The sequence below is a fragment of the Actinomycetospora flava genome, assembly GCF_037400335.1.
Classification (GTDB): domain Bacteria; phylum Actinomycetota; class Actinomycetes; order Mycobacteriales; family Pseudonocardiaceae; genus Actinomycetospora; species Actinomycetospora flava.
This window is the reverse complement of record NZ_JBBEGM010000002.1, coordinates 191,564-206,885: the sequence shown is the minus strand read 5'-3', so window position 1 is coordinate 206,885 and position 15,322 is coordinate 191,564. Positions and strand designations below refer to the sequence as shown.

At 75.3% G+C, this 15,322-nt stretch carries 16 protein-coding genes; 6 read left to right on the top strand and 10 right to left on the bottom strand.

Annotated features, from left to right (window positions below; genetic code table 11):
- Nucleotides 1-14 precede the first annotated feature (14 nt).
- From WCD58_RS07695 to WCD58_RS07655, 7 genes are all read right to left on the bottom strand, one after another.
- Complete coding sequence (locus tag WCD58_RS07695) at nt 15-944, bottom strand: hypothetical protein (protein ID WP_337701266.1); 930 nt, start codon at nt 942-944, stop codon at nt 15-17.
- Nucleotides 941-1,963: a hypothetical protein gene (locus WCD58_RS07690; protein ID WP_337701264.1), complete on the bottom strand. Its 1,023-nt coding sequence runs from the start codon at nt 1,961-1,963 to the stop codon at nt 941-943. Before WCD58_RS07690 ends, WCD58_RS07695 begins: the two co-directional genes overlap by 4 nt.
- On the bottom strand, nt 1,960-2,535 hold the full coding sequence (locus WCD58_RS33825) for a UGSC family (seleno)protein (protein WP_444876316.1): 576 nt from the start codon (nt 2,533-2,535) through the stop codon (nt 1,960-1,962). Before WCD58_RS33825 ends, WCD58_RS07690 begins: the two co-directional genes overlap by 4 nt.
- 2 nt (nt 2,536-2,537) lie before the next feature.
- Nucleotides 2,538-3,377 carry an NAD(P)/FAD-dependent oxidoreductase gene (locus WCD58_RS07675; protein ID WP_337701256.1) on the bottom strand — a complete coding sequence of 280 codons (840 nt, stop codon included), beginning with the start codon at nt 3,375-3,377 and terminating at the stop codon, nt 2,538-2,540.
- Entirely contained in the window at nt 3,374-5,074 is a 1,701-nt protein-coding gene (locus WCD58_RS07670; protein WP_444876318.1) for a UGSC family (seleno)protein, read from the bottom strand. The genes WCD58_RS07675 and WCD58_RS07670 overlap by 4 nt, the downstream gene beginning before the upstream one ends.
- A gap of 31 nt (nt 5,075-5,105) precedes the next feature.
- Entirely contained in the window at nt 5,106-6,404 is a 1,299-nt protein-coding gene (locus WCD58_RS07660) for an MFS transporter (protein WP_337701250.1), read from the bottom strand.
- 106 nt (nt 6,405-6,510) lie between these two features.
- The gene (locus WCD58_RS07655) at nt 6,511-7,185 is read right to left on the bottom strand and encodes a GntR family transcriptional regulator (protein ID WP_337701248.1); all 675 of its coding nucleotides are present in this window, start codon (nt 7,183-7,185) and stop codon (nt 6,511-6,513) included.
- 108 nt (nt 7,186-7,293) lie between these two features.
- On the opposite strand from WCD58_RS07655, the gene WCD58_RS07650 reads away from it, so the two are divergent.
- From WCD58_RS07650 to WCD58_RS07625, 6 genes are read left to right on the top strand one after another with little or no spacing between them, the layout of a single operon-like run.
- Entirely contained in the window at nt 7,294-9,387 is a 2,094-nt protein-coding gene (locus tag WCD58_RS07650) for an acetate--CoA ligase family protein (RefSeq protein WP_337701246.1), read from the top strand.
- A complete protein-coding gene (locus WCD58_RS07645; RefSeq protein WP_337701244.1) occupies nt 9,387-10,124 on the top strand; it encodes an enoyl-CoA hydratase-related protein in 738 nt (245 codons plus the stop codon). The genes WCD58_RS07650 and WCD58_RS07645 overlap by 1 nt, the downstream gene beginning before the upstream one ends.
- Nucleotides 10,121-11,266 carry an acyl-CoA dehydrogenase family protein gene (locus WCD58_RS07640; RefSeq protein ID WP_337701241.1) on the top strand — a complete coding sequence of 382 codons (1,146 nt, stop codon included), beginning with the start codon at nt 10,121-10,123 and terminating at the stop codon, nt 11,264-11,266. Before WCD58_RS07645 ends, WCD58_RS07640 begins: the two co-directional genes overlap by 4 nt.
- Nucleotides 11,263-12,315 carry an acyl-CoA dehydrogenase family protein gene (locus WCD58_RS07635; RefSeq protein ID WP_337701239.1) on the top strand — a complete coding sequence of 351 codons (1,053 nt, stop codon included), beginning with the start codon at nt 11,263-11,265 and terminating at the stop codon, nt 12,313-12,315. Before WCD58_RS07640 ends, WCD58_RS07635 begins: the two co-directional genes overlap by 4 nt.
- Nucleotides 12,315-13,100 carry an enoyl-CoA hydratase/isomerase family protein gene (locus tag WCD58_RS07630; protein WP_337701237.1) on the top strand — a complete coding sequence of 262 codons (786 nt, stop codon included), beginning with the start codon at nt 12,315-12,317 and terminating at the stop codon, nt 13,098-13,100. Before WCD58_RS07635 ends, WCD58_RS07630 begins: the two co-directional genes overlap by 1 nt.
- Nucleotides 13,101-13,152: 52 nt before the next feature.
- Complete coding sequence (locus tag WCD58_RS07625; protein ID WP_337701235.1) at nt 13,153-13,791, top strand: NAD(P)-dependent oxidoreductase; 639 nt, start codon at nt 13,153-13,155, stop codon at nt 13,789-13,791.
- Nucleotides 13,792-13,795: 4 nt separating this feature from the next.
- Here the strand turns inward: WCD58_RS07625 and WCD58_RS07620 are convergent, their stop codons facing one another.
- The 3 genes from WCD58_RS07620 to WCD58_RS07610 form a co-directional block, all read right to left on the bottom strand.
- On the bottom strand, nt 13,796-14,161 hold the full coding sequence (locus tag WCD58_RS07620) for a hypothetical protein (RefSeq protein ID WP_337701233.1): 366 nt from the start codon (nt 14,159-14,161) through the stop codon (nt 13,796-13,798).
- Between the two features lie 127 nt (nt 14,162-14,288).
- The gene (locus tag WCD58_RS07615) at nt 14,289-14,651 is read right to left on the bottom strand and encodes a hypothetical protein (RefSeq protein WP_337701231.1); all 363 of its coding nucleotides are present in this window, start codon (nt 14,649-14,651) and stop codon (nt 14,289-14,291) included.
- A gap of 18 nt (nt 14,652-14,669) precedes the next feature.
- A complete protein-coding gene (locus WCD58_RS07610) occupies nt 14,670-15,299 on the bottom strand; it encodes an SRPBCC family protein (RefSeq protein ID WP_337701229.1) in 630 nt (209 codons plus the stop codon).
- Nucleotides 15,300-15,322: the final 23 nt, after the last annotated feature.

Sequence of the window (15,322 nt, the reverse complement as noted above, 5' to 3'; positions counted from 1 at the left end):
GCCGGGAAGATCACTCACGTAGGGGCGGTGACGGGGCGGCTGCCGCCGATCCAGCCGGGCAGGTGCAGCATCTTGATCCCGGGGCCGCCGGCGACGATCGGGAGGATCTCGGCGGCGCACGCCCGACCCTCCAGCCTCGCGTCGCCCCGGGCCCGCAGCGCGGCGACCAGGTCGTCGCGCGCCGGGAACGTCGGCGCCAGGCGCGCGGCGACCTCGGGCGGGAGGACGACGGCCTGGGTCATGTGAGCGCCGCGGGTGAGGTCGCCGGCGGCGCGCACGGCGCCGGCGAGCGCGTCGGCGAGCGCGTCGAGCACGGCGTCGGGATCGGGACGGTCGTCGCGCGGCAGCACCTCGGCGGTGCCGCCGATCGGGAGCACGGTGACGGAGTCCGGTGCCGTGCCCCAGGGTCCGGACGGGTCCTCGGCGAGGCAGCACGTGTAGCGGGCGGGCTGAGCCGTGGTCGCCATCGTCGTCTCGCCCGGCCGGACGCCGCCCGCCGTCGCCAGGGTCAGGGCGAGCGCGCGCCCGACGGCACCGTTGGTGTGCGGGCCGGGACCGAGCATCCCGGTGCCGTGGGTGAGCCCGATCCGCGCCGCGACGGGCCCGCCGACGACGAGGGCGACGGCCGCGGTGCCCGTCGTCGTGGCGACCCCGAGCAGGTTGAGCTCCGGCGCGAGGCACGCGCGGGCCGCGGCGATCACGACCGGCACGGCCTCGGGTGACGCCCCCGCCAGCACGCAGCACGTCGCCACGACCCGCGGCGTGAGCTCGCCGAACAGCGGCGGCACGAGCCCGAGGACGGCGTCCGGGTCGTCGACACCCCGGAGCGCCGCGGCCACCCGCGAGGGCGTCGGCGGCACCACCGGCAGCCCGTCGCCGACGCCCTCGGCCAGCAACGACGCCGTGGCCTCGACGACGTCGGTGCCCTCGGGGACCGTGATCACCGCGGGACCGCGCGCGACACCAGCTCCGTCCCGCCGAACGAGGGGATCCACGCCGAGTGCTTGCCGGCCCCGCCCGCGACCGCGATGTGCAGGTTCGCCGGGTCGTGGCTGACCGTGTACGCGTCGCCGTCGGGCGACACGCCCCACTCGACGAACTGCCGCCGGTTCCCTGGCGAGACGTGGTCGACGGGGATGCGCGCGTGCTCCCACAGGTGCGCGCGGATCGTCGCCGGCGTCCAGCCGTCGCGGGCCAGGGTCGCGGCGTGCTCCGGACCGAGCAGCAGCAGGTGCGGGCCCCGCACGTAGACGTTGTTCGACCCGGGCTGCGCCATCGTGCCGGCGATCGTCAGGAGGATCTCCGCGCCGGTGGTGCTGCCGTGGTCGTTGACGTTGTGCGGCGGCTCGGCGGCCATGACGGACACGACGCTCTCGTCGGCCGGGAAGCCCCGCTGCACCGACAGCGGCTCCCACGGCGTCTCGTCGGACTCGGCGAAGCAATACGTGTACTTCGCCGGCGAGCCCTGCGTCGACCGGTCCAGGACGCCGGGCGTGGCCCCGCCGACGTGCGTGAGCACCAGTGAGAGCGCCCGCCCGATCACCGCGTTGCCCCGCGTGCCCTGGCCGAGGCAGTTGCCGCCGGAGTTCAGGCCCAGCTCGCCGCGCACCGGCCCCGACACCATCACCATCGGCGCGCACGGGTGCGTCGTCGCGAGCGAACCGTGCAGGTTGTAGGCCTCGTCCTGCACGGCGGCGAGGGCGGCGAGCAGCACCGGCAGGTCCGCCGGGCGGCAGCCGGCCATCACCGCGTTCGCGGCGACCGAGCGCAGGGTCGGCGTCACCCCGCGCGGCGGCAGCGGCCCGGGTTCCGGCACGTCCGACGGCAGAGCGGCCAGCATCGTCGCCACCCGCTCCTCGGTCGGCGGGATCGTCGGTAGCCCGTCACCCCAGCCGCGCTCCTCGCACGCGGCCATCCATGCCCAGGCGTCGTCGACGTCGGGCAGATCGACGACATCACTCACGACAGCTCTCCCATCGCGCGCAGCTCCGCGACGACCCCGGCGTACGCGGCGTCCTCGCGGCCGGCGAACTCCTCCGGCGACAGCCCGCCGATCGGGTGGTCGACGACGACGAGCCGGGGCTCGGCGCGGCGTGCCTTCGCCTGGGCCTGCACGAGCGGCAGGAACGACGACGTGACGACGAGGATCGAGCGCACGCCGCGGCGTTCGAGCTCGAGCGAGTCGTGGAGACTCCACGACGAGCACGAGCCTCAATCACCGATGGCCACGACGGCCAGCCGGTACTGCGCGGCGAGGTGGTCGAGCAGCCCGGCGTCGGCGCCGACCGCCGCGCTCGGCTTCGCCTCCAGCCCGTTGGGCCCGAACCCGTGGTCGCCGGCGAGACGGCGCCCGATCGCCTCGAGGAGGTCGTGGGCGCCGGGCTTCGAGTTGGAGAGGCCGCACAGTGCGGCACGCAGCGCAGCGGAGCTGCCGCGCCGGAGGCCGGAGACAGCTCCGGCCGGGGTGGACCCTGCGGATGCGACGGCCGCGGTCTGCTCCTCGGCGATCCCCGACGTCGGGTCGACGATGCGCACGGCTACTCCTCCTCCAGTCGGGCGACGACCGCGAGCCCGGCGCGCAGGCCGTCCGCGGCCGCGGTGAGCAGGGTCCGGTCGGCACCGGTGACGTCGCCGGCCGAGAAGACCGGCGCGTCGGCGGGCTGGCCGTCGAGCAGCTCGGTCCGCGGGTCGGCGTGGGTGTAGACGAAGACTCCCGACGCGTCGAGCACCTCGCCGTCGTCGAGCCGGACCGCGGCGAGCGTGCCGTCCCCCTCGAGGGCACGCACCCCGCCGACCCGCACCTCGACGGCCTCGTCCAGGCGGCCCGCCGAGAACGCCGACCAGCCCGGCGCCGCGCTGACCAGCGTCACCCGCTTCGCGATCCCGGCGAGCTCGAGCGCCTCGCGCGCGGTCCACTCGTCGTCGCCGACGACCACGACCTCGCGCCCGGCGTGCAGCGGCCCGTCGCAGGTGGCGCAGTGCGAGAGCCCGCGGCCCTCCCACGCGTCGGCGTCGGGGAGGTCGAGACGGCCGGGGCGCCGGCCGGTGGCGACGACGACGGCGCGCGCCGTGACCGGCCCCTCAGCCGAATCGATCGTGAGAGCGTCGACGGTGAGCGGGTCGGTCCGCACCCCGGTGACCTCGCCGTACGCGATCTCCACGCCGCGGTCCAGGACGTCGGTGAGCAGCGCGCCCATGAGGTCGGGGCCGGTGGTCGGCGGGCCGGGCCAGTCGGCCAGCGCGCCGAGGTTGATCAGCTGCCCGCCCGGCGCGAGCGCGTCGTGGGTGACGACGCGCAGCCCGCGCTCGGCGCAGGCCCGGGCGGCGGTCAGGCCCGCGATCCCGGCGCCGACGACGACCACATCCCAGTCGCTCAAGTGATCTCCTCGATCCGCCGGCTCACCGGCACACCCTGCACGTGGTTCTGCACGAAGCCGCGGGACTGGTTGCGGCTCGCGTTGCCCGCCAGCACGATCCCGATGTCCGCCGCCCGCGGCACCATCGGCACGAGCCGGTCGGGGTCGGTACCCGCGTAGCGCTCATCGAGCTCGCCGGCGGCGACGGACGCCTCGAGGTCGAAGCTCGTCGAGCCGACGTTCCACGCGCACGCCTGCAGCTGGCGCACCGGCACCCGCATGTGCTCGGCGAGGTGCTCCCGCAGCGCGTCCTTGTCGACGCCGAAGCCCGCGAGCGCCCGCGCCACCGCCGGGCCGAGCACGAGCAACGGGTGGAACGCGCCGAACTCCAGCCCCGTGTACGCCCACGGCCCGATCGCGTTGCCGAAGATCGTCGTCAGCGCGTCGAGGTGGTCGGCCGCCGACTCGCCGCCGGAGTAGATCGGCGCGCTGACCGCCACCACGCTCTGCACGGTGACGACGCTGTCGCCGTCGCCGAACCCGCGGTCCTCCCGGTACGACGGCCAGCCGAGATCCCGGACGGCCGCGTCGTCCTCGGCGAGCGCGACGTGGAACGTCGAGGCGATCGCGCCCTGGTCGGTCTGTCCCGGCGGGATGCGCAGGCCCGCGACGTTGCGCAGGTACAGGCACAGGAACCGTCCGACCGCGGTGTTCGCGCGCCTCCCGACCCGCATCGCGCCGGTGCCGCTGTGGAAGCCGAGGCGCTCCACGACCGGCCCGGACAGCACGACCAGCGACTCCCACCCCGGCGTCGACCCGGCGTCCTGCACCCGGAACTCGGGGTCGGCGACGCACTCGACGACCGCCAGCAGCACCGGCAGGTCCTGCGGACGGCACCCCGCCATGACGCCGTTGACCGCGACGCTGCGCACCGTCGCCTGGCGCAGGTCGGGGGCGAGGACGCCGAGGACCTCGTCGGGGTCCCGGCGGGTGTGGTCGAGGAAGGCCGCCACGCGCTCCGGGGTCGGCGGCACGATCGGCAGGCCGTCGGTCCACCCGCGGGCCTCGAAGTGGTCGGTGATCGCGTCGAGGTCGCCGCGCGCGACGACGTCGGTGGGGCCGTGATCCCCTGACTCGTCCGGCTCCTCCGGCTCGCCCGTGAGCGACCCCGCCGCTCCGTCTCCCGCCAGCGCGTCCACCACCGCCGGCGCCACCTGCTCACGCATCTTCCGCCGGAACACCTCGGTGGGGTCGGTGAGGATCACGCCGGGGTAGCTGACGATCGGGACGTGCCCGACGCCGAGCGACCGGCCGACGGCGCGCCCCATGCCCTCGAACCCCGCGCCGCCGATCGCGACCGCCGGCACCCCGGCGCGCTCGGCGGTGGCCGCTGCCCGCATCACGGCAGGCATGCAGGAGCCTCAAGCACCCACCGCGGCGACGACGAGGTCGACGCGGTGGGCGCGCAGCAGCTCGGGCAGGGCGTCGAGCACCCGGCGTTCCTCGGCGGCCGAGGCGTGGAAGTTGCCGAACTCCTCCCACCCGACGAACTCGACGTCGCCGTGCCGCTCGCGCGCCACCTCGGAGATCACCGCGAACATCTCCGGGCCGCGGAACAGCTCGTCCCAGAGGTAGGCGACCCGCCGGCCCTCCAGGGACGACGGACGTTCGTGCTCGGCGACGTCGCCGACCACCCGCGGGCCCAGCGGTCCCAGCACCTCGTAGCGGGGCTCGGTCACGCGTCCTCCCTCACTCATCGGCGGTGATGACGCGGCCGGCGCGGTCGCGCAGGAACAGGGCGGCGACGGTGACGATCGCGGCGCCGACGACGGCGATGCCGACCGCGATCCCGTAGCCGGCGCTCGTCGCGACGACGCCGCCGATGATCGTCCCGATGCCCGACAGGCCGCGCCCGATGTTGTAGGCGGCCGCGGAGCCCAGGGACCGGATGCGGGTCGGGAACAGCTCGCCGAACCAGACCCCGAAGATCCCGAAGTAACCGAGGAACAGGCTCGACGCGAGGTAGAGCCACACGAAGTTGGTCAGCCCGGTGCCGCCGAGGGCGAGCACGAGCATCACGGCGAACGTGACGGTCTGGAGGGCGGCGAACGTGACGAACACGCGCCGGCGACCCCAGCGGTCGGACATCCAGCCGGCGAGGATGAAGCCGACGAACGAGATCGCCGACGCGACGTAGAGCACGGTGCTCGCGGTGCCGGCGTCGAAGCCGAGGTCGCTCTTCAGCATCGAGGGCATCCACGCCGTCGCGGTGTAGGGCACCCACTGCGCACCGAACGCGACGACCAGCCCGACGAGCACGATCGGCAGCGAGTCCCGCGCGATCAGCTGGCGCCACGGGGACCGGGCGGTCTTGGCGGCCGTCGTCTCGGTGAGCATGCCCGCCGCCTTGCGACGCTGCAGCTCCTCCCACTGGCGCGACTCGCGGCACCCGAACCGGATCCAGATACAGGCGAGCGCCGGCAGGACGCCGATGAGGAACGCGACCCGCCAGTCGGCGACGACCTGGGCGACCAGCACCGCGAGCGCGTACGCCGGCCACAGCGACGCCTGCACGACACCGCCGCCGAGCCCGCGGCGCTTCGGGGCCCAGGCCTCGTTCAGCCAGGCGAAGCCGACCGCCCACTCGCCGCCGGTGCCGATCCCGGTGAGGATCCGGAGCACCAGGAACACCGTGAAGTTCGGGGCGAAGAACACCAGGCCGGTGGCGATCGAGTAGATGAGGATCGACCAGATCAGCGTGCGGCGGCGGCCGTAGCGGTCGCCGAGCCAGCCGAAGAGCACACCTCCGATCGCCGAGCCGACGAGCTGACCCGCGACGGCGACGCCGAACAGGCCGGCCGAGACGTCGAAGTCGGCCATGATCGCGGCCGCGAGCAGCGTCGGGAGCATGAAGTCGAAGTACTCCATGCCCCAGCCCAGGCACGCGGCGCCGAGGATGCGCCGGCGCTCGCCGGGCGTGTACTCGGGCGACTCGGTGCCCGGCGGAGCCGTGACGGTGCCACCCGGCCGGTCCTGCTCGGCGGTCATGCGCTCCTCCGCTCCTGACCGCGCTCCAGGAGCGCGTGCCGTCTGTGTGGCGGAGGTTAGGAGGGTCACACGACGGAAGTCCAGAGTGGATTGGATACGATTTCGGCTACGCCCGCGGCGGCAGACCCAGCGCGGCGCTCAGGTCGGCGACGGTGTGGTCGCGGTGCGCGTCCATCAGCGCGACCACCGCCCCGGTGTCCCCGCGGCGCAGCGCGGTGATCATCTTGCGGTGCTCGCGCACCACCCGGGCGCGGCCGCCGGAGTCGTAGAGGTGCACCGTGCGGTAGGGCTCGCTGCGCCGCCACAGCCGGCCGATCTCGTCGACGACGAGGTCGAGCCCCGAGAGCCGGAACATCGCGAAGTGGAACGCCTGGTTGGCCGCGACGATGCCGGCGACGTCCACCCGGTCGACCTGCTCGGTGATGGCCTCGTTGAGCGTCGTGAGCTCGCGGAGCTGGTCGGCGGTCAGGCGCGGGAGCGCGCGGAGCACCTCGGTCTCCAGGGCCCGGCGCATGAGGTAGACCTGCGCGAGCTCGTCGGCGTTGAGACGGGCGACCGCGTAGCCGACGTGCGGCTCGTGGCGCAGGACGCCCTCGGCCTCGAGGGTCTTGAGCGCCTCGCGCACGGGGATGCGGCTGACGCCGAGGCGCGCGGCGAGCGTCTCCTGGCGGACCTGCTGGCCGGGGACCAGCTCGCGCGAGCGCAGCATCCGGCGGATCTCCTCCACCGCGCGCTGCACGCTCGTCGCCCGCCGGGCGGGCTCCGTCTCGGCACTGACCACGCTCCACCTCCCCCGCCGCAGCGTACCGGTGGTGCTTCGCCGACCATTGGATACGAAATGATGTTCGATCGGTTGTGCGGTCCCGGTCCGCCGACCTAGGTTCGGCGGGTGAGCACCGATTGGGACCGGGTCCTCTCACCGCGCTCGGTCGCCCTCATCGGCGCCACCGGCCGCGCGGACAACCCGATGGCGCGCCCCCTGCGCTGGCTCACCGAGCGAGGCTTCGCCGGGCGGGTGCACCCCGTCAACCCCAAGTACGCCGAACTGGGCGGGGTCCCGTGCGTGGCCTCGCTCGCCGAGGTGCCGGACGGCGTCGACCTCGCCCTCGCGCTCGTCCCCGCCGAGCGGGCCGCCGCGGCGGTCACCGAGGCGGGCGCCGCCGGCGCGGCCGCGGTGGTCGTCTTCGCCTCCGGGTTCGCCGAGGTCGGCGAGGCGGGCCGGGCGCGCCAGGACGAGCTGGTCGCCGCGGCGCAGGCCGCCGGCACGCGCGTCCTCGGCCCCAACTGCCAGGGCCTCTACCACGCGCGCAGCCGCCTGTTCGCCACGTTCACCGGCGCCGGCGAGCGCCCGCTGACCGGCTCGAGCGGCATCGCCTACGTCGGGCAGAGCGGGGCGATCGGGGGCTCGGTGCTCGACGTGGCCGCGGAGCGCGGGCTCGACCTGAGCGCCTGGGTGAGCACCGGCAACGAAGCCGACGTGTCGCTCACCGAGATCGGGCGCCACCTCGTCGCGGACCCGGAGATCGAGGTCCTCACCGTCTACGCGGAGTCGCTGCCCGATCCCGACGACTACGCCGCGCTGGCCGCCGAGGCCCGCGACCACGGCACGGCGCTCGTGGTGCTGCGCTCCGGGCGCTCGGAGCCCGGGCGGCGCGCGGCCGTCTCGCACACCGGGGCGATGCTCGGCGACGACACCGCGTTCCGCCTGGTGTCGCGCCGCCACGGCGTGGTGCTCGTCGACGACGTCGAGGAGCTGCTCGCCGCGGCCACGATGCTGCGCGGCCGGCGGGGCCCGGCCGGGCGCGCGGTCGGGCTGGTCACGAGCTCCGGGGGCGCTGGCATCCTCGCGGCCGACCGCGCGAGCGAGGCCGGGCTCGCGGTGCCCGAGCTGACCGCCGAGACCCAGCAGAAGCTCGCCCGCCTCGTGCCCGACTTCGGGGCCGTCGCCAACCCGGTCGACGTCACCGCGCAGCTGTTCAACGACGGCGGCGAGTTCGGCGAGGTCTGCGGCATCGTGCGCGCCGACGCCGCCGTCGACGCCGTGCTGGTGCTGCTCACCATGCTCGTCGGCGAGACCGCGATGGCGCTCGCCCGCGACCTCGCCGCCACCGTCACCGAGCAGGGCCCCGACGCGCCGCCCGTCGCCGTGGTGTGGATGGCCGGCGAGGACGGCACCGCCCCCGCGCGCGCCCTGCTGCGCGAGGCCGGCATCCCGGTGTTCTCGTCGATCACGCTGGCGGTCCGGGTGCTCGACGCGGTGGCGACGCCGGACGGGGCGGCGCCGGCGCCTGTCGAGCCCGGGGTTCCCGTCCCCGGCGACGGCTGGGACCTGCTCGACGCGCTGGGGGTGCGGCGGCCGGTGTCCTCGCCCGCCTCCGACCCCGCGGCCGCTGTGGCGGAGCTCGGCGGCACCGCTGTCCTCAAGGCCGAGGGGCTCGACCACAAGACCGAGGCCGGCGGGGTCCGGCTGGGCGTCACGACGGCGACCGCGGCCGCGGTGCACGCGGAGCTCGCGGCACTGCCCGGCGTCACCGGCGTGCTCGTCCAGGAGCAGGTGCCGAGCGGGGTGGAGCTGCTCGTCGCCGTCGACGGCGGGCGCGACGGCTGGCCCCCGGTGCTCACGGTCGGGCACGGCGGGACGGCCACCGAGGTGCACCGCGACGTCGTCCACGCCCTCGCGCCCGTCACCCTCGAGACGGCCCGGGCCATGCTCGGCGAGCTGCGCTGCTGGCCGCTGCTCGCGGGCCACCGCGGCGCCCCGGGCGTCGACCTCGACGCCGCCGTCGACGCGATCGTGCGCGTGTCCCGGGCGTGCGCCGTCCCCGGGCTCGGCGAACTGGAGGTCAACCCGCTGGTCCTGTTGCCGCGCGCCGATGTCAGCGGCGTGGCGCCGCAGACACTCGACGTCCGAAACGCCACACGCTCGGATCCGCGACACGCCGGGGCCGCGATCGCCGTCGACGTGCTGAGAACGGAGAAGTAGTGGGCAGCATCGGGCTCGAGATCACCGACGGCGTCGCCGTCCTCACCGTCGACGCACCCGACGTCCGCAACGCGCTGACCCCCGCGATGGGCCGCGAGCTGGCCGAGGCGTGCGACACCGTCGACGCCGACCGCTCCGTCGGTGCCGCCGTGGTCCGCGGGGCCGGCGGCACGTTCTGCTCCGGCGCCGACCGGCGCACCTGGAACCCCGGCGCCGACCAGGCCGAGGACGGCGCCTTCCGCGACACCGGCGCCGTCTACGGCGCGTTCCGCCGCGTCGGCACGCTCGCCGTCCCGACGATCGCGGCGGTCCGCGGCGCCGCGGTCGGCGCCGGCATCAACCTCATGCTCGCCACCGACCTGCGCGTCGTCGCCCGCGACGCGCGCCTGCTCGCCGGCTTCCTGCGGATCGGCCTGCACCCCGGCGGCGGCTTCTTCACGATCGCGAACCGCACCGCCGGCCGCGAGGCGACGGCCGCGATGGGCCTGTTCGGCGAGGAGATCGACGGCGCCCGGGCCGCGGAGATCGGGCTCGCCTGGCGCGCGGTCGCCGACGAGGACGTCGAGGACACCGCGCTCACCCTCGCCGCCGTGCCCGCGCAGGATCCCGACCTGGCCCGCGAGGCCGCGCGGTCGTTCCGCACCGAGACCGGACCGCCGGGCCTGCCCTGGGACGCTGCGGTGGAGTTCGAGCGCGCCACGCAGATGTGGAGCCAGCGACGCAGGGGGACACAGTGATCTTCGACCCGACCCCGCTCTCCGCCGACGAGGAGAAGCTGCGCGAGGAGGTGCGCACGTTCCTCGCCGAGACCCTGCCCGCGGACTTCCGCCCCGGCCTGGGGCTGGGCGGCCGCCACGACCCGGAGTTCACGCGCACGCTGGCGCAGCGCGGCTGGGTCGGCATGTCGATCCCCACCGCGTACGGCGGCGCGGGTGCCAGCACGGTGCGCCGGTTCGTCGTCATCGAGGAGCTGCTCGCCGCGGGCGCCCCGATCGCCGCGCACTGGATCGCCGAGCGCCAGTCCGCGCCCGCCTTCCTGCGCTTCGGCACCGAGGAGCAGCGGCAGTGGTTCCTGCCGCGGATCGCGGCCGGCGAGTGCTGGTTCTCGCTCGGGATGAGCGAGCCCGACGCCGGCTCGGACCTCGCGTCCGTGCGCACCGCCGCGACCCGCGTCGAGGGCGGCTGGCGGGTGTCGGGCACCAAGGTGTGGACCACCAACGCCCACCTCAACCACTTCGCCGCGATGCTCTGCCGCACCACGCCGCAGGGCGAGGGCGACCGTCACGCCGGGCTCTCGCAGCTCATCGTCGACCTGTCCGACGCGGACGTGCACGTCTCGCCGATCCCGCTGATCGACGGCGAGGAGCACGTCAACGAGGTGGTGCTCGACGGCGTGTTCGTCCCCGACGAGCGGGTGCTCGGCGAGGTCGGGCAGGGCTGGGCGCAGGTCACCGCCGAGCTCGCGCACGAACGCTCCGGTCCCGACCGCTACCTCTCGATCCTCGGCCTCTACCGCGCGTTCCTCGACGCGCACGGGCGCGACCCCGACGACGTCCGCGCCGCCGCGATCGGGCGGATCGGCGCGCAGCTCTGGACCATCCGCCAGCTGTCCCTGGCCGTCGCGCGCTCGCTGGACCAGGGGGAGGCGCCGGCGGTGGAGGCGTCGCTGGTGAAGGACATCGGCACGACGTTCGAGCAGCAGGTGGTCGAGACCCTCCGCGACGCCGCGGGCGGCGAGATCGACCCCGGAGGGCCGACCATGTTCCAGAAGCTCCTCGCGGAGTGCGTGCTCAACGCCCCGACCTGGACGCTGCGCGGCGGCACCACCGAGGTGCTGCGCGGGATCGCGGCCAAGGCACTGACGCGGGGTGCGCGATGAGCAACGCCGAGATCACCGAGGTCCGCGACGCCGTCGCCGACCTGCTCGCCGCCCGCGTCACCCCCGAGGTCCTCGAGGCCGCCGAGCGCGACGGCTGGGCCGCCGGTGTCTGGGAGCCGCTGCACGCGGGCGGGTTCACGACGGTGGGCGTCCCCGAGGCCGCCGGGGGTGCGGGCGGCTCGGTCGCCGAGGCGTGCGCGGTGCTCGAGGCCGCCGGGGCCGCGGCCGCGCCGGTCCCCCTCGCGGAGACCGGCCTGCTCGCCGGGCGCCTGCTCGCGTCGGCGGGGCTCGACCTGCCCGACGGCCCGCTGAGCACCGCCGCGGGCACCGTGGCCCTGCGCCGCGGGACGTTGTCCGGGCGGCTGGAGCGGGTGGCGTGGGCGTCGGCCGCGACCCGCCTCGTCGTCCTCGCCGACGACCCCACCGACGGTGCCGCCGTCGCCCTCGTCGACCCCGCCGCGTGCACCATCACACTCGGGCACAACCTCGCCGGCGAGCCCCGGGAGACGGTCGTCCTGGACGGGATCGTCCCCGAGGCGATGGCACCCGCTCCCCCCGGTGCGCAGGACGACCTCGCCCGCCGCGGCGCCCTCGCCCGGGCCGCGCAGATCGCCGGCGCCGCCCGTCGGGTCCTCGAGGTCACCGTCACCTACACCGGCGAGCGCGTGCAGTTCGGGCGCCCGGTGTCGCGGTTCCCGGCCGTCGCCGACCACCTCGTCCGCATCGCCGAGCAGGCCGAGACGGCGGCCATGGCGGCCCGCTCGGCCGCGGTCGGTGCCGGCGCGGACGGCGAGCCTGCGGAGCTCGACGTCGCCGCCGCGGCCGCCGTCGCGTCGCAGGCGGCGGGTCTCGTGGCGGCGGCCGCGCACCAGGCCACGGGCGCGATGGGCGTGACCCGCGAGTTCGCGCTCGGCGTCCTCACCCGGCGGCTCTGGTCGTGGCGCGACGAGTGGGGCGGCGAACGGGCGTGGTCGACGCGCCTGGGCCACACTCTCGCGGCGGTCGGCCCGGAGGAGCTGTGGCCGACGCTCTCCCGAGGGGTGCGTTGATGCGAACGGAGAACGGTCTCGTCGTCGAGGTCGCCGACCGGGTCGCGACGGTGACCCTCGACCGTCCCGAGCGGCTCAACGCCCTGTCGACCGGGCTCCAGCGCGACATCGTCGCCGCGTTCGACGGGTTCGTCGACGACCCGGACGTCTGGGTCGTCGTGCTCACGGGCGCCGGCGAGAAGGCCTTCTGCGCCGGCGTGGACCTGCGCGAGATCCGCGAGAACGACTCCTCCTCGGACCGAGGATTGCGCCCGATGGGCGGGCCGTCCCGCAACGTCTTCGAGACCGTGCTCGAGTGCACCAAGCCGACGATCGCGGCGATCAACGGCTGGGCCCTCGGCGGCGGCTTCGAGCTGGCGCTGGCGTGCGACGTGCGCCTCGCCGCCGACCACGCCCGCGTCGGTCTCCCCGAGGCCAAGCGGGGCATGGGCGCGAACTTCGGTGCGCACCTCGTCGCCCGGATGCTCCCGCCCGGCATCGCCTACGAGCTGCTCTACACCGGCGACGACCTCCCCGCCGCCGACGCCGCCCGCTGGGGCCTGGTCAACCGCGTCGTGCCGGGCGCCGACCTCGCGCGGGAGGCCGCGGCGCTCGCCGCGAGGATCGCGGCCAACGCGCCCCTGACCGTCCGGCGGTACAAGGCCGCGCTGGGCAAGGGCGGCTCGCTGCCCCTGTCGGCGGCGCTGCGCCTCGACGTCGGCCCGGACCCGTACACCAGCGAGGACCGCGTCGAGGGCGTCGCGGCGTTCGTCGAGAAGCGTGCCCCCGTCTGGCGGGCCCGCTGAGCCGTGTGACGCGCGCGACGGGCACGGTCCGGAGGAGCGGGTATCCGGCCGGATGGACGTCACCGTGTTCGGCGGCACCGGCAAGATCGGCCACCTCGTCGTGGAGCGACTGCTCGACGAGGGTCACCGCGTCACGGCGCTGGTGCGCTCGCCCGACAAGCTGACGATCGACGATCCCTCCCCGGAGGTCGTCGTCGCCGAGCTGGACGACGCGCCCGCGATCCGCAAGGTCGTCGACGGCGCCGACGCGGTGATCAGCGCGCTGGGTCCCGCCATCGACCCGTTCCTGCGCAGCGGGCCCCTCACCGAGGCGACCCGGACGGTCGTCGACGCCATGCACGAGTCGGGCGTGCGGCGGCTGATCGCGCTCGGGACCGTCAGCGTCCCCGACCCGCGCGACCGCCCGGGCCTGCTCGACCGCCTCGTGCCCGTCGGCATCGGGCTGCTGATCCCGGGCGCGCTGAAGGAGGTCCAGGGGATCAGCGAGGTGGTCTCCACCTCGGGTCTCGACTGGACGCTCGCCCGAATGACCGCGCCGATCGACATCCCGTCGAACGGGACACAGCGCGCGGGCTTCCTCGGCCGCGACGACGTCGGGACGCCCATGGCGCGCACCGACGTGGCCGCGTTCCTCGTCGAGCAGCTCACCGACGACCGCTTCGTCGGCGCCGCGCCGGCCATCAGCAACTAGTCGCTCACCCGCGCCCCCGGAAGTCCTCCTCGAGGGTCTGCTCCCGTTGACGCCTGCGCGCACGCTCCAGCGCCAGCACCGTCAGCCCGTACACGCCGCCGAGGACCAGCAGGAAGATCCCGATCCGGACGACGACCAGCTGGACGCCCGCGAGGCCGAGGTCCGCGCTCGCCACCAGGGTCAGCAGGCCCAGCGCGAACAGGTAGTAGAGGGTGACCAGCAGGTAGTTCAGCGAGGACGAGAGCGAGCGGTCGCCGTACACCTCCGCGAGGAATTCGCGGGCGATCCGGCGCAGGAGCACGCCCACCACCACCGTGATGACGATGCCGACGACCACCGTCGTCACGAAGCTCGCCGTCGAGACCCCCATCGGTGACCGCCCTCGTTGGTCCGGTGCGCGATGGGTCCGGCAACGGCGTGGGGCCTCAGAGCGCGCGACGTACCCGTGCGGCTACCCGGGCCCGGTCCGCCACCAACCCGCGCGGTCGCCGGGACGCTCAGCCGCGCGTCTCGTCCGTCTCGGAGGACGATCCCGGCACCACCTGCGACTCGAGCCGCGCCCAGGTCGCGCTCCACTCCGCCAGCGGCACCAGGAGCCGCTGGAGTACCTGGAGCTGCTCGTCGAACGCCGCGAGCTGGCTCTGCATGGCCGCGACCGCGTCGCGCTGCGCCTGGATCGCCGTCCGCATCGCACCGAGCTGGGCCGCGGACATCGCGCCCGGGTGCGTCGCGACCTCGGGCAGCCCCGGCAGCTCGCTCAGCGGCGCCCCGGCCGCCCGGACGACGTTCTCGGCCATCCCGCGCAGTCCGCTGATGACCCCCCACAAGGGGTTCTGCCCGCCCGCCGGCTCCTCGCTCATACCGCGAGGTCTACCCGATCAGACCTCCGCGCCCGTGTAGAACGCGATCGTGCGATCGGCGCGTTCCTCGGCGTCGCCGCGCTCCTCCACGCCGGACGCCACGCTCGCCTCGGCCCACGACCGCCCGGACCCGGCCATGAACAGCCGCCCCTCGTCGGACGCCGACCACTCCTCGGCCTGGTCGGGGGTGATCCCGGAGCCGGTGAGGTGCGCCGCGAGCCCCAGCAGGCCCAGATCCCAGCCGATACCGACGGCGGCCGGGCCGTAGGTGCGCCAGTGGTCGTCGTCGACGTGCGCGATGTGGGTCAGGGTGAAGCGCGCCCCGTCGCCGTCGGGGGTCAGGCGGACCTCGATCCAGCTCACCCCGCCCCCGAACTCCCACGTCGCGTCGAACCCGCGCGGCGGATCGCAGGCCGTGACGGTGCCGCCGGCGTTGCCCTCGAGCTGGTACTGCCCGCCGAGACGCAGCTCGCCGCTGACGGGCAGGAACCAGCGCGCGATGCGCTCGGCCTCGGTGCACGCGGACCAGAGGTCGGCGACGTCGGTGGGGAACGCCCGGCTCACGGTGACCACCGCCGCCTCCCCGGCCTCGAGGGTGCGGGCGCCGACGGTGCGGCGGGTGGCCGCGATCTCGTGCTGGATGTCCATGAGTATCAGTATCGACTTATATG

Excerpts from the sequence above, each read along its gene's own strand:
- WCD58_RS07660 (WP_337701250.1), bottom strand. The coding sequence starts at position 6,404 with ATGACCGCCGAGCAGGACCGGCCGGGTGGCACCGTCACGGCTCCGCCG.
- WCD58_RS07635 (WP_337701239.1), top strand. The coding sequence starts at position 11,263 with ATGAGCAACGCCGAGATCACCGAGGTCCGCGACGCCGTCGCCGACCTG.
- WCD58_RS07630 (WP_337701237.1), top strand. The coding sequence starts at position 12,315 with ATGCGAACGGAGAACGGTCTCGTCGTCGAGGTCGCCGACCGGGTCGCG.
- WCD58_RS07625 (WP_337701235.1), top strand. The coding sequence starts at position 13,153 with ATGGACGTCACCGTGTTCGGCGGCACCGGCAAGATCGGCCACCTCGTC.
- WCD58_RS07620 (WP_337701233.1), bottom strand. The coding sequence starts at position 14,161 with ATGGGGGTCTCGACGGCGAGCTTCGTGACGACGGTGGTCGTCGGCATC.
- WCD58_RS07615 (WP_337701231.1), bottom strand. The coding sequence starts at position 14,651 with ATGAGCGAGGAGCCGGCGGGCGGGCAGAACCCCTTGTGGGGGGTCATC.
- WCD58_RS07610 (WP_337701229.1), bottom strand. The coding sequence starts at position 15,299 with ATGGACATCCAGCACGAGATCGCGGCCACCCGCCGCACCGTCGGCGCC.